Origin of the sequence: Stenotrophomonas sp. TWI1409 (assembly GCF_039673015.1) — a bacterium.
In the GTDB taxonomy this organism is placed as follows: domain Bacteria; phylum Pseudomonadota; class Gammaproteobacteria; order Xanthomonadales; family Xanthomonadaceae; genus Stenotrophomonas; species Stenotrophomonas maltophilia_A.
The window spans coordinates 14,111-26,722 of the sequence record NZ_JBDJKU010000024.1 but is presented as its reverse complement, the minus strand read 5'-3'; the positions used below and the strand labels follow the sequence as shown (position 1 = coordinate 26,722).

The following is a 12,612-nucleotide window of genomic DNA, read 5'->3' as shown; positions in this document are numbered from 1 at the left end:
AAGGGACTCAGTTGCCCTTGAGGGTGGACCCTGGCGGCTCGGATTCCAAGACCGGCTGCATTCCGGATTCAGCCGGGCTTGGGCGGACCGCCGGCAGCGAGGTCACCAGCAAGGTCGTGCCCGGTACCAGCACCTGGTACAGCTGGCGGGCGAAATCGGCCGGCAACGCCATCGGCAGCGAGGGCGTGGCCAGCAGGTCCGGCGTGGCCTGGGCACGGTCCTGGCCCAGCAGCGGATAGGCCGTCCACTGGTGCAGGCGCTTGTTCGCGTCCAGCGGGCTGGGCGTATCGCTGTAGCCCTGCCCCATCACGAACAGGGTGGTGCCCTGGAACGCCGGCAGGGCGTCGGCCTTCAGCGGCGACTCGCCGATCATCACGCCATCGCGCAGCACGTACAGGCGCTGGTCGTGCAAGCTGACCAGGATGCCGACCTGCCCGGCCGGCGCCGCGGCGTCATCCCACCAGGCCTGCGCCGGGGCCCCACCTTCGGTTTCCGGAAGGGCCTGGCCGCGCGCGTTGACCGGTGCCAGCACCGACGGATAGGCCAGCGTCATCGGCGAGCTCTTGGCATCGGCCACGACCACGGTATCGCCGCGCTGGGTTTCACTGAACAGCTTCTGCGCGAAGGCCTGCGGCAGCCGCACGCAGCCATGCGAGGCCGGATGACCGGGCAGGCTGCCGCCATGCAGGGCGATGCCGTCCCAGGTCAGCCGCTGCATGTAGGGCATCGGCGCGCTGTTGTAGAGGTTGGACTTGTGGTCCTTGTCCTTCTGCAGGATGGTGAACACGCCGGTCGGCGTCTCATGCCCAGCCTTGCCCGAGCTGATCGTGGTCAGGCCGATGGCAATGCCGTTGCGGTACACGTACGCGCGCTGCTCATCGAGGCTGACCACCAGCACGATCGGGCCGGTCGGTGAAATTTCCGGATGCCACAGGTATTCGCCCGGCTTGAGGTCGGTCGGTCCGCGCACTTCGGCGCTGCTGGCTGCGGCAGCGGCAGGCTTGGCGGCCGGCGTCGGCGCAGCGGCATGGCCCAGCAGCGGCAGAGCCAGTGCAAGGGCGAGCATCAGGGTGGTGGGGCGGTGCAGAAGCATCCAGCGGGGGTCCTTTCCATGCGGTGCGGCCACCGTACACCATCGACCCGTGGTGGCCGCGGCAAAACCAGGCGCCGGAAATGAAACTGCCCGGCGACACAGCCATGTGTCGTACCGGGCAATCGTTACGTCCTTGTCGGCCTGCTGCCGCCCCCTCGCATCCTGCGCTGTGGGGGTAGCGTTGCATCCTGCACGCGGCCGCGTCTGTCCTGTTTGTATCTCAGCCCCTTCCACAGGTCTGTGATGCCACCATCCTGGTGATTGGTGCCGCGTCCTGCGGCGGTCGGTGGTCACGGCCTTCCTGTCCGTGTCCGGTGAACCAGCCTCCTGCCGGTTCCGACGATTCCTGCTGTCAGCGCCTCGGTACGGTTCGCACCGGTACCGATCCGGGTACCGGATCCGCCGGCAACAACCTGTTGCCTACGGTGATCCGCTGTCGATTCCGTTCGACGATTGCTTTCCCTATCCCCTTCACCTGCGTCAGGTCCTCGACGCGATGAAACGGGCCGTGTCTGCGCCGGTGCTCGACGATCGCCTCGGCCTTGGCGGCTCCGACCATCGTCAATCCCTGCTGCAGCGCCTGGGCATCGGCGCGGTTGATGTCGATCGGTTCGGCGGCATGCGCCCCAGCGATCCACACGACCAGCACCAGTGCCCTCAACACGACACTCCAAGGCACGACGTGTATCTCCTTGTGATTCTGGCCGTCCCGACCGGCAATCCCGTCGGTAGGAACAGTGTCCGTCACCACATGCACACAGCCTATCGGTTTCCTGGATTTCTAAAAGCCAGCCAAATACCCGACGTGATGTAGGAAAAACCCTACCCGCGGCACAGGCGTAGAATGGCCGGATCAGCCCATGCAACCGGAGTTTCAGATGGACAGCGCCAAGCTCGGCCAATTCGTCAATGACAAGTGGGACAGCGAAATCGTCCCGCAGTTGGTCGACTACATCCGCATTCCCAACAAGTCGCCGATGTTCGACGCCAATTGGGTGCAGAACGGCTACATGGAACAGGCGGTCACCCTGATGGAGAACTGGGCCAAGGCCCAGCAGCTGCCCGGCCTGAAGGTTGAAGTGGTGCGCCTGGAAGGCCGTACCCCGCTGATCTTCCTGGAAATTCCGGCTACCGGCGCCGAAACCGGCGACGACACCATCCTGCTCTACGGCCACCTCGACAAGCAGCCGGAAATGACCGGCTGGGACGACGACCTCGGCCCGTGGACCCCGGTCCTGCGCGGCGACAAGCTGTATGGCCGCGGCGGTGCGGACGACGGCTACGCCATCTTCGGCTCGCTGGCCGCGGTGCTGGCACTACAGGCCCAGGGCCTGCCGCACGCCCGCTGCGTGGTGCTGATCGAAGCCTGTGAAGAGTCGGGCAGCTATGACCTGCCGGCCTACGTCGACCACCTCGCCGACCGCATCGGCAAGCCGTCGCTGGTGGTCTGCCTGGATTCGGGCTGCGCCAACTACGACCAGCTGTGGTGCACCACCTCGCTGCGCGGCCTGACCGGCGGCAACTTCACCGTGAAGGTGCTCAACGAAGGCGTGCACTCCGGCGATGCCTCCGGCGTGGTGCCGTCCAGCTTCCGCCTGCTGCGCCAGCTGCTGTCGCGCATCGAGGACCAGGACACCGGCCGCATCCTGATCGACGGCATGAACGTTGAGATCCCGGCCGAGCGCCAGGAACAGGCCAAGCGCGCCGCCGAAGTGGTCGATACCGAGATCTTCGAGAAGTTCCCGATGGTCGACGGTCTGCGTCCGATGAACGAGGACCTGACCGAGCTGGTGCTCAACCGCACCTGGCGCCCGGCACTGTCGGTCACCGGCGTCGGTGGCATGCCGGCGCTGGAATCGGCCGGCAACGTGCTGCGCCCGCAGACCTCGGTGAAGCTGTCGCTGCGCCTGCCGCCGACCGCCGATGGCAAGACCTGCGGTGAGCTGCTGAAGGAAGCGCTGCTGCGCGATCCGCCGAACGGCGCGCAGGTCACTCTGGATCTGGAAAAGGCCTCCACCGGCTGGAACGCCCCGGCCATGGCGCCGTGGCTGACCCAGGCCATCGACGACGCCAGCCAGGCCTTCTTCGGCAAGCCGGCGATGTACATGGGCGAAGGTGGCTCGATCCCGTTCATGGGCATGCTGGGTGAGAAGTTCCCGGGCGCCCAGTTCATGATCACCGGCGTGCTCGGCCCGCACTCCAATGCACACGGCCCGAACGAGTTCCTGCACATTCCGATGGGCAAGAAGGTCACCGCCTGCGTGTCCAAGGTGATCAGCGAGCACTACGCCGCCAGCCTGCGCGGCGAGACCAGCGGTTCGCCGGTGGCTGCCGACAGTGGCACCCGCCACGGCGACCACGGCTGCTGCTGAATCCGGCACACCGTGACGGACGCAGCCTGGCCTTGCTAGGCTGCGTCCACCCTTGGTGGAAATCGCGCGCATGAATGGTCTGTTCGGCAGCAGCAGCTGGCTCTACATCATCCTGGTCGGCTTCTTCGTCGGCCTGCTCGGGCGATTCTTCATGCCCGGCAACAACCGCATGGGCTGCCTGCTGACCATCGTGCTGGGCATCATCGGCGCGCTGCTGGCCGGGTGGTTCGGCCAGTACATGGGCTGGTACGCCCCCGGTGAGCCGGCCGGCTTCCTCGGTGCGGTGCTGGGCGCGGTGGCCGTGCTGGCCGTCCTGCGTCTGTTCAGCGGTCGCCGCTGATCCCGCACCCTCTTCCCTTCCTGTTCCCGACGTAGGCGCGCCCGGCGCGCCCGGATATGCCTGCATGACCGAACCCGCCTCCGATCCCCAGCGCAGCGCGCAGCGCCTGCAGTGGGCCCGTACCCAGCTCGATGATTCCAGTGCGGTGGTCGAACGCGCCTCGGTCGATGCCGGCATGCGCAGCTACTGGCGCACCACCAGCACGCGCGGCAGCCACATCGTGATGGATGCCCCGCCGGGGCTGGAAGATCCGCGCCCGTGGCTGCGCATGCGCGGCCTGCTGGATGACAACGGCCTGCGTGTGCCCGCGCTGCTGGCACAGGATCTGGATGCCGGCTTCCTGCTGCTGGAAGATCTCGGCGGCCCGACCCTGGCGAAGATCCTCGACGAGCGCAACGCCGATGAATGGTTCGGCCGTTCGATCGAACAGCTGCTGCGCCTGCAGGCGATCCCGGTGCCGGCCGACTTCGGCCAGTTCGGCGAAGCGCTGCTGCAGCGCGATGCCGGCCTGTTCGACGAATGGTTCCTGCAGCGCCACCTGAACCTGGAACTGGACTGCGGTGAGATTGAAGGGCTGCAGCTGGTACACCGCCGTTTGATGGACAACGCGCTGGGCCAGGCCCAGCTGATGACCCACCGCGACTACATGCCGCGCAATCTGATGCCGGTCGAGAATGGTCCGGCAGTGCTGGATTTCCAGGACCTGGTGCGCGGCCCGATTGCCTACGATGCGATGAGCCTGTTCAAGGACGCGTTCCTGAGCTGGCCGCTGCAGCGTGTGGACGAGTGGCTGGCGCAGTATCACGAGCGCGCCCGCAACGCCGGCCTGCCGGTGCCCGACCGCGCCACCTTCCTGCGCGATGCCGACTGGATGGGCATCCAGCGCCACGTGAAGATCCTCGGCCTGTTCTGCCGCCTGCGCTATCGCGACAACAAGGGCCATTACCTGGACGACGCGCCGCGCTTCATCACCTATCTGGACGAAGTGCTGCCGCGCTACCGCGAGCTGGCACCGCTGCAGCAGCTGCTGGAACACCGCATCAAGCCGGCGCTGACCGACCTGGCCGCACCGATGCGCGTGGCCCGATGAAGGCGCTGGTCTTTGCTGCCGGCCTCGGCGAACGCATGCGCCCGCTGACCCTGCACACGCCCAAGCCGCTGCTGGACGTGGCCGGCAAACCGCTGATCGTCTGGCACCTGGAACGCCTGGCCGCACTCGGCGTGCGCGAGGTAGTGGTCAACACCGCATGGCTGGCCGAACAGTTTCCAGCGACGCTGGGCGATGGCAGCCAATGGGGCTTGCGCCTGCATTTCATGTACGAAGGGCAGACCCCGCTGGAAACCGGCGGCGGCATCCTCAACGCGTTGCCGGTGCTGGGCGACGCCCCGTTTCTGGTCGTGAACGGCGACATCTGGACCGATTTCGATTTCGCCACGCTGCCGCGCGAGCCGCAGGGCCAGGCGCATCTGGTGCTGGTCGACAATCCGGTTCAGCACCCGAACGGTGACTACCGCCTCGATGCGCAGGGGTTGCTGCACCACGACCGCGAAGGACCGTGCCTGACCTATGCCGGCATCGGCGTGTATCGCCCTTCCATCGTGGCCGACTGGCACACGGTGATCGGTGATGCACCGGGCAGCGAGCGGCTCCCACCGAAGTTCTCGGTGGTGCCGCTGCAGAAGCACTTCATGGCACAGGGGTTGATGACGGGGCAGCATCATCGCGGACGCTGGACCGATGTCGGCACCGTGGATCGCCTGCGCGCGCTGGATGTTGAGTTGGCGGCGAACGGCTGAGCCCCTCGTGGTTGGTCGCTCAGATCAAAAGCCGTGCTTGGCCGGGCGGGGTGGGTTCGCGGGGGACGCCGTGAACCCGTCCCTGAAGTGCCCCCCGCGAACCCACCCCGCCCGGCCTCTGACAGTTTCCGTGGGCGTCCAGCCACGGAAGAAAGAAAGAAAAGCAAACGCGGGTCGCGTCGCTGCGCTCGCTCTGGTGACGACCAACGGTCGTCACCTACCACAAGCAAGACACGTGTCGACCAAGGTCGACACCCACCAACAGCAGTGCAGTACGCAGTCCCGGCAGATCGCGGGAACCTGTCGAAGGCGGGGTGGCTCAGGTTGCGGGGGCGTGAGCGCCATGGATGGCGCGATCGAGGCTACAGGGACGTACTTGCGCCGTCCCCCGCAACCTGAGCCACCCCGCCTCCCCTCAGGAAGCCAGCTTCTGCTGTTGCTTCAGCACTTGCTGTTGCCGGCCAGCGGCCGGCACTACGGCGGGTGCAGGGCGCAGCCCTGCAAAGCAAACCCCACCCTCAGTAACGCGGCCGGCCTTCTTCCAGCACCTGGCGCAGGAACGGCACGGTGATCCGCCGCTTCGCCGCCAGCGACTCGCGGTCCAGCCAGTCCAGCAGCGTGATCAATCCACCCAGCTCGCGACCGGTGTGCGACAGCAACCACTCGATCGAGGCCTCGTCGATCGCCAGCCCACGCCGCAGCGCGCGCTCACGCAGCACCGCTGCCCGTCCTTCCTCATCCAGCGGCTGCAGCAGCACACGCACGCACTGACCCAGCCGCGAACGCAGATCGGGCAGTACCAGGCCCAGTTCTTCCGGCGCCTTCTGCGCCGTGTACAGCACGGTCACGCCCGCAGCGCGCGCGCGGTTGTGGAAATCGAACAGCGCGATCTCGTCCTCGCGGTTGCCGGCCACCTCGTCCAGGCCGTCCAGCGCCACCAGCTCGCGCGCCTCCAGCCCATCCAACGCCGCGCGTACGCGGCCGGCGGCGCTGGCCAGCGGTACGTAGGTCGGCAGTCGCCCGGCCTGCTCGGCGCTGGAGCACATCGCCAGTGCCTGGTGGGTCTTGCCCGTGCCCGCCGCACCTTCCAGATAGACCCAATCGTGGCTGGCACCCACCGCGATCGCGCGCAGCTGCGCCAGCGCGCCGTCCGGCGCGCCGATGAAGGTCTCCAGGCGCTGGTCCCGCGGGTAATGCAGGGCCAGCGGCAGTTGCGGCACACCCATCACTTCAGGTCGGGGCCCTTGTCGTTCGGAATGATGATATGGGGGGCATCGACCACGCCATCAAGCACGATCGCCGGCTTCTCACCCACGTACAGCTCGCTCTGGCGATAACGCTGGTGCGCGTAGCGCAGCAGCACGTTGGTCACCGCTGCCACCGGCAGCGCCAGCAGCATGCCGAGGAAGCCGAACAGCTGGCCGCCGGCCATCACCGCGAAGATCACTGCCACCGGGTGCAGGCCGATCTTGTCGCCGACAATCCGCGGGGTCAGCACGTAGCTTTCCAGCAGCTGGCCCACGGTGAACACCACGCCGACCAGGATCAGCAGCTTCAGGTCGAAGCCCTGTGCCTGCACCAGTGCGGCGACCACCGCCATCAGGATGCCGGTGGTCGCGCCCAGGTAGGGAATGAAGCTGATCAGGCCGGCAATCAGGCCGATCAGCAGACCCAGCTTGAGGCCGACCAGCGACAGGCCGCCGGCATAGATCACGCCCAGCGCCAGCATCACCAGGAACTGACCGCGGATGAAGGCGCCCAGCACCTCGTTGGACTCACGCGCCAATGCGCTGATGGTGCCGATCTGGTTGCGCGGAATCACCGACGCCACGCGTTCGACCAGCTTGTCCCAGTCACGCAGGAAGTAGAACGCCAGGATCGGCAGCAGCAGGATGTTGACCACCCAGGTCACCATCGCAAAGCCCGAACGCGAGACGTAGCCCATGAACGTGGTGGCGAAGCCGCCGGCCTGCTGCCAGTGGCTGCGCACCCATTCGATCAGGCGGTCCGGGTCCAGCCACTGCATCACTTCCAGGCCGGTCTTCTGCTCGAACCAGGGAATGCCCTTTTCCATCAGCCACGCCTGTGCCTGCGGCGCGACCGCAATCAGGGTGGTGATCTGGCGCTCGATCATCGGCACCAGCACCAGCAGCAGCGCCACGATCACCAGCACCATCGCCGCGAACACCAGCACCACGCCGGTCATGCGCGAACGGCCGGTGGCCTCGATGCGGTCCACCAGCGGATCGCCCAGCCAGGCCAGCGCCAGCGCCAGCACGAACGGGGTCAGGATCGGCGCCAGCAACCACACCACCCAGCCGATCAGGCCGGCGAACAGGATGTACTTCAGGCGGCGCAGGAACTGCGCGATTTCCGCTTCCGGGGTCAGGTTCATCGCAGGCGGTACTCGTTGCTGACCGGCGCAGCGACCGGGGCACCGGTGGTGTCGTCGATCGGCGTCGGCAGGGCCGGCAGCGGTGCGCTCGGCACCAGCACGCCGTTGTCGCCCAGCATGCGGTTGAAGCCGGCCAGGCCGGTGGTCATCTCCAGGCTCAGCTCCAGCTGGCCAGCCGAAGCGTGCAGCGGGGTGACGTTGCGCACCACCGGCACCTCACGCAGGCCGGCAGCCAGGCGCAGGTAGTCGTCGGCACTGTTGATGCCGGTGACCACCACCCGATAGGTGCCGGCCTGGCCGACGGCCGCGCCGGCCTTGGCATAGCGCTTGACCAGCGCATCGGCGGCGCCGTCGGCACCGGCGGCCATCGCGCGCATGGCGTTGGCGTCCTTGCTGGTCCACTTGTTCAGCTCACGGCCGTTGTCGACGAACACCCAGTCCGCCTGCCAGCCGCCATTGGCGCGGTACAGCTTGCCGATCAGCTGCATCGGCGGCGAGTAGCGCGAAGAGGCACGGGCCACGGCGGCACTGTCCTGGCGCCAGATGGCACCGGCCAGCGCCTGTTCGGCGGCACCACCGCTGGGCAGGCCCAGCTTGTAGCCGCGTTCAATGGCGCGGTTCAGCAACGGGCGGGCGGCGTTGGCCTGCTGCACGCTGACCAGGCGCGGACCGCTGCCGTCATCGACGGCCAGCCACAGCACCGGCTTCGGCCGCGGCTGCGGCCACAGCGGCAGGCCCAGCGCCGACACCAGCGAATCGACATCGTCCTCGCGGAAGCGGGCCACCAGCAGGGTACGGAAGCTGGGGGCGCCACTGGCGCTCACGCTCTGGTCCTGCTTGTAGTCGTAGCTGGCCACGTAATCCTTGGCATTGCGCAGCGCCTGCGCCACGCCAGGGCGCGACATCACGCTGCGATCGCCGGACAACTTGCCCAGTACAACGCTCAAGGCGCGGGCCAGGGCGCCGTTGCGGTCGGCTTCGGCCTGGCTGTTGACGGGCACTTCGGCCTCGTACGCGCCAGTGGCGGTGGCAACATCACCCTCGGTGCGCAGGCCGCTCTGGGCCATCGTGGCCACCGGCAGGCTCAGCGCAAGGAGCAGGGTCAGAATCAGGCTGCGGCGCATCAGGACATCCATTGGCTCGACGTATCCGGGGGAATTGTTGCCCGAATACGGCCTTTGCGCCAATGCGGCCTGTTAAAATCGCCCGTTCAACCCCTGCCAGCGCCGACGCCCGTGACCAACACCCCGTCTTCCGCCCCCTCCCCCCTCACCTACCGTGACGCGGGTGTCGACATCGACGCCGGCAACGAACTGGTCGAGCGGATCAAGCCCCTGGTCAAGCGCAGCTTCCGCCCGGAAGTGATGGGCGGCCTGGGCGGCTTCGGCGCCCTGTTCGACCTGTCCAACAAGTACCGCGAGCCGGTGCTGGTGTCGGGTACCGACGGCGTGGGCACCAAGCTGAAGCTGGCCCACCAGCTGAACCGCCACGATACGATCGGCATCGACCTGGTCGCCATGTGCGTGAACGACGTGCTGGTGCAGGGTGCCGAGCCGCTGTTCTTCCTGGACTACTTCGCCACCGGCAAGCTGGACATCGACACCGCCGCAGCGGTCGTGGGCGGCATCGCCAACGGTTGCACCGAGGCCGGCTGCGCGCTGATCGGCGGCGAAACCGCTGAAATGCCCGACATGTATGCCCCGGGCGAGTACGACCTGGCCGGCTTCACCGTCGCCGCGGTCGAGAAGAGCGAGCTGAAGGATGGCGCCAGCGTGGCTGTCGGCGACGTGCTGATCGGCATCGCTTCGTCCGGCCCGCATTCCAACGGCTACTCGCTGGTGCGCCGCATCTACGACCGCGCCGGCCGCCCGGCCGAGCTGGAGCTGGAAGGCGGCGTGAAGCTGGTCGATGCGCTGATGGCGCCGACCCGCCTGTACGTGAAGCCGATCCTGTCGCTGCTGAAGTCGCACGGCGCGGCCATCCACGGCATGGCCCACATCACCGGTGGCGGCCTGACCGAGAACATCATCCGCGTGGTGCCCGACGGCCTCGGCCTGGACATCCAGGCCTCGTCCTGGACCCTGCCGCCGGTGTTCCAGTGGCTGCAGAAGGAAGGCGCGGTCGCCGACAGCGAGATGTGGCGCACCTTCAACTGCGGTATCGGCTTCGTGCTGATCGTGGCGCCGGACCAGGTGGCCGCGGTATCCGATGCGGTCAAGGCGCAGGGCCTGGAGCACTGGACCATCGGCCAGGTGGTCACCGCCGAAGGCGCCGAGCGCGTCCACATCGCCTGATCCCGACAACCCAGGAGCCCGCATGGACGCAACGCCCCCCTTGTCGCCCGCCCCCGTGCCGCCGCCGCTGGCGACGGTACCGGTGTTCAACGCGCAGGATGCCGACCACCTGCGCATGCTGGCCATCGCGCACTACGTGGTCGGCGGCCTGATCGTGCTGTTCTCGCTGATCTTCATCATCCACATCGTGCTGGGCATCACCGCGCTCACCGGCAACCTGCCGATGAATTCCGGCGGCCAGCCGTCGTCGCCGGCCGAACAGCGCCTGTTCGGCTGGATGTTCACCCTCATCGGTTGCGTCGCCGTATTCGGTGGCGTCACCCTGGGCGCGTTCGTCGCCTATGCCGGCCGCTGCCTGGCCCAGAGACGCCGCTACCTGCTGTGCCTGATCGCGGCCGGCCTGGCCTGCCTGTTCACCCCCGTCGGCACGGTGCTGGGGGTGTTCAGCCTGATCACCCTGCTGCGCCCGCAGGTGAAGGCCGCCTTCGACCTTCCCGCCACGCCCGCATGACCGCCTCCGGCAATCCGCCGCCGCTGCCGCATCAGACCCTGGCGCAGCTGCAGCTGACCAGCCATCTGCAGACGCTGAAAGTGCTGTTCTACGCGTTGGCCGGCTTCCATTGGTTCGCCACAGTGGCGTTTCTTGGCCTCAGCGGATGGGTGGCCCACTCGCGCGGGCTGGACGATGCCTGGATGCTGACCACGGTATATGCGTCCATCGCCGTGCTGGCGGCCCTGCTGGGGTTCGTGCAGTTGTATACCGCGCGCCAGCTGTCACATCGCACCGGGCTGGCCTGGTGCCGGCGCGCGGCGTGGCTGGGCGTACTGGCCGGCCCGCTGGGCATGGCCTTGGCCGCCTATGCCTGGGTGTTCCTGTCCAAACCTGACATGGCCGCGCTGTTCGACCGCGGCGACCACCTCAGTGTCTGAACCTGCCGGCAGACGCCCCGTCCTTTCCTGATCGATTTCCCATGTCCGCGCCTGCCCTCCCCACGTCCGCTTCGCCCACCACCCACCGTTTCTCGGGCCCCAAGAAGCTGGCCTTTGCCGCCGTGCTGGCGGTGTTCGCAGTCAGCTGGGTCCACCCGCTGTGGCCTACCGAACAGGCCCTGCACAGCACCCTGACCGTGATCGGGCTGGCCGCGCTGCTGTGGGTCGACCGTCGCGGCGGCTGGCTGGGCAACGGTGCCTTCATCGCGATCTGCGGCTTCATCGCCCTGCACTGCGTGGCCGCGCGCTGGTTGTATTCCAACGTGCCCTACGACGCCTGGGCGCAGACGCTGAGCGGCTGGTCGCCGAATGCGGCCTTCGGCTGGCAGCGCAACCATTTCGATCGCCTCATCCACTTCCTGTTCGGCGTCTGCTTCACTCCTGCGCTGCTGCAGCTTGCCCGTCATGCGTGGCCGGCGCTGCGCCTGGGCCAGGCCTTCACCCTGGCGGTGATGACGGTGATGTGTGCCAGCCTGGTCTACGAATGGTTCGAGTGGGCCATCGCGCTGGCGCTGTCACCGGATGCTGCCGAGGCCTACAACGGGCAGCAGGGCGACATGTGGGACGCGCACGCCGACATGCTGATGGCCACCCTCGGCAGCCTGCTGATCTGGCCGCTGATCCGCCGGAGCGCCCAGCAGTGACCGCGACCACCCGCATTGCCGTGCTCGCCTCCGGCCGGGGCAGCAACCTGCAGGCCATCCTCGATGCCATTACCGACGGCCGACTGCCCGCCGAGGTGGTCGGCGTGTTTTCCGACCGCCCCGCCGCAGAGGCCCTGCAGCGCGTCGCACCGAACCTGCGCTGGGCGCATGCACCAAAGTCCTTCAGCGACCGCGCCAGCTACGAGCAGGCGCTCGGCGATGCGCTGGCCGCAGTACAACCGGACTGGATCGTCTGCGCCGGCTACATGCGCATCCTCGGCGCGGCCTTCGTACAGCGCTTCAATGGCCGGCTGGTCAACATCCATCCATCGCTGCTGCCGCTGCACAAGGGCCTGGACACCCACGCACGGGCGCTGCAGGCGGGCGACGCCGAGCACGGTGCCAGCGTGCATCTGGTCGTGCCCGAGCTGGATGCGGGCGCCGTGCTGGCGCAGGTGCGGGTGCCGGTGCTGCCCGGCGATGACGCCGACAGCCTGGCCGCGCGCGTGCTGGCGGTGGAGCATCCGCTGCTGATCGCCACCCTGCAGCTGTTGTGCGCCGGCCGCCTGGCTGAACGGGAGGGCCAGCCGCAACTGGACGGTCACCCCCTGTTTAGCCCGTTGGCCCTAGATTCCGCCGGGAACCTGAACCGGTAGTCCCCATGCACACGCCCCGCTGACTGCGGGG

The 12,612-nt window shown here is 67.8% G+C and carries 14 protein-coding genes; 9 read left to right on the top strand and 5 right to left on the bottom strand.

Features of this window, described 5'->3' with window-relative positions; all coding sequences use genetic code 11:
• Positions 1-7: 7 nt before the first annotated feature.
• Both ABE423_RS10045 and ABE423_RS10040 read right to left on the bottom strand, forming a co-directional pair.
• Positions 8-1,093, bottom strand: coding sequence for a L,D-transpeptidase (locus ABE423_RS10045; protein WP_346485917.1), 1,086 nt, complete (start codon positions 1,091-1,093; stop codon positions 8-10).
• A gap of 352 nt (positions 1,094-1,445) precedes the next feature.
• Positions 1,446-1,772 carry a helix-hairpin-helix domain-containing protein gene (locus ABE423_RS10040; protein WP_012510302.1) on the bottom strand — a complete coding sequence of 109 codons (327 nt, stop codon included), beginning with the start codon at positions 1,770-1,772 and terminating at the stop codon, positions 1,446-1,448.
• A gap of 199 nt (positions 1,773-1,971) precedes the next feature.
• On the opposite strand from ABE423_RS10040, the gene ABE423_RS10035 reads away from it, so the two are divergent.
• The 4 genes from ABE423_RS10035 (at position 1,972) to murU (ending at position 5,602) form a co-directional block, all read left to right on the top strand.
• Positions 1,972-3,465, top strand: a complete 1,494-nt coding sequence (locus ABE423_RS10035) for a M20 family metallopeptidase (protein WP_010483606.1) — start codon at positions 1,972-1,974, stop codon at positions 3,463-3,465.
• 70 nt (positions 3,466-3,535) lie between these two features.
• Complete coding sequence (locus ABE423_RS10030; protein WP_049398791.1) at positions 3,536-3,805, top strand: GlsB/YeaQ/YmgE family stress response membrane protein; 270 nt, start codon at positions 3,536-3,538, stop codon at positions 3,803-3,805.
• Positions 3,806-3,869: 64 nt separating this feature from the next.
• Positions 3,870-4,895, top strand: coding sequence for a phosphotransferase (locus tag ABE423_RS10025; protein ID WP_100437460.1), 1,026 nt, complete (start codon positions 3,870-3,872; stop codon positions 4,893-4,895).
• Positions 4,892-5,602, top strand: coding sequence for an N-acetylmuramate alpha-1-phosphate uridylyltransferase MurU (gene murU, locus ABE423_RS10020; protein ID WP_346485914.1), 711 nt, complete (start codon positions 4,892-4,894; stop codon positions 5,600-5,602). The genes ABE423_RS10025 and murU overlap by 4 nt, the downstream gene beginning before the upstream one ends.
• Before the next feature lie 518 nt (positions 5,603-6,120).
• Here murU and hda read toward each other — a convergent pair.
• From hda to ABE423_RS10005, 3 genes are read right to left on the bottom strand one after another with little or no spacing between them, the layout of a single operon-like run.
• On the bottom strand, positions 6,121-6,828 hold the full coding sequence (gene hda, locus ABE423_RS10015; protein ID WP_032130359.1) for a DnaA regulatory inactivator Hda: 708 nt from the start codon (positions 6,826-6,828) through the stop codon (positions 6,121-6,123).
• Positions 6,828-7,997, bottom strand: coding sequence for an AI-2E family transporter (locus ABE423_RS10010; RefSeq protein WP_032130360.1), 1,170 nt, complete (start codon positions 7,995-7,997; stop codon positions 6,828-6,830). The genes hda and ABE423_RS10010 overlap by 1 nt, the downstream gene beginning before the upstream one ends.
• Complete coding sequence (locus ABE423_RS10005) at positions 7,994-9,133, bottom strand: DUF2066 domain-containing protein (RefSeq protein WP_032130361.1); 1,140 nt, start codon at positions 9,131-9,133, stop codon at positions 7,994-7,996. The genes ABE423_RS10010 and ABE423_RS10005 overlap by 4 nt, the downstream gene beginning before the upstream one ends.
• Positions 9,134-9,232: 99 nt before the next feature.
• On the opposite strand from ABE423_RS10005, the gene purM reads away from it, so the two are divergent.
• Genes purM through purN form a run of 5 tightly spaced genes read left to right on the top strand, consistent with a single transcriptional unit; the run spans position 9,233 to position 12,581 of the window.
• On the top strand, positions 9,233-10,291 hold the full coding sequence (purM, locus tag ABE423_RS10000; RefSeq protein ID WP_180838131.1) for a phosphoribosylformylglycinamidine cyclo-ligase: 1,059 nt from the start codon (positions 9,233-9,235) through the stop codon (positions 10,289-10,291).
• A gap of 22 nt (positions 10,292-10,313) precedes the next feature.
• A complete protein-coding gene (locus tag ABE423_RS09995; protein WP_180838130.1) occupies positions 10,314-10,802 on the top strand; it encodes a hypothetical protein in 489 nt (162 codons plus the stop codon).
• On the top strand, positions 10,799-11,221 hold the full coding sequence (locus tag ABE423_RS09990) for a hypothetical protein (RefSeq protein ID WP_346485910.1): 423 nt from the start codon (positions 10,799-10,801) through the stop codon (positions 11,219-11,221). Before ABE423_RS09995 ends, ABE423_RS09990 begins: the two co-directional genes overlap by 4 nt.
• 41 nt (positions 11,222-11,262) lie before the next feature.
• Complete coding sequence (locus ABE423_RS09985) at positions 11,263-11,925, top strand: DUF2238 domain-containing protein (protein WP_258015800.1); 663 nt, start codon at positions 11,263-11,265, stop codon at positions 11,923-11,925.
• On the top strand, positions 11,922-12,581 hold the full coding sequence (purN, locus tag ABE423_RS09980) for a phosphoribosylglycinamide formyltransferase (RefSeq protein WP_180838129.1): 660 nt from the start codon (positions 11,922-11,924) through the stop codon (positions 12,579-12,581). The genes ABE423_RS09985 and purN overlap by 4 nt, the downstream gene beginning before the upstream one ends.
• The last annotated feature ends 31 nt before the right edge of the window (positions 12,582-12,612 follow it).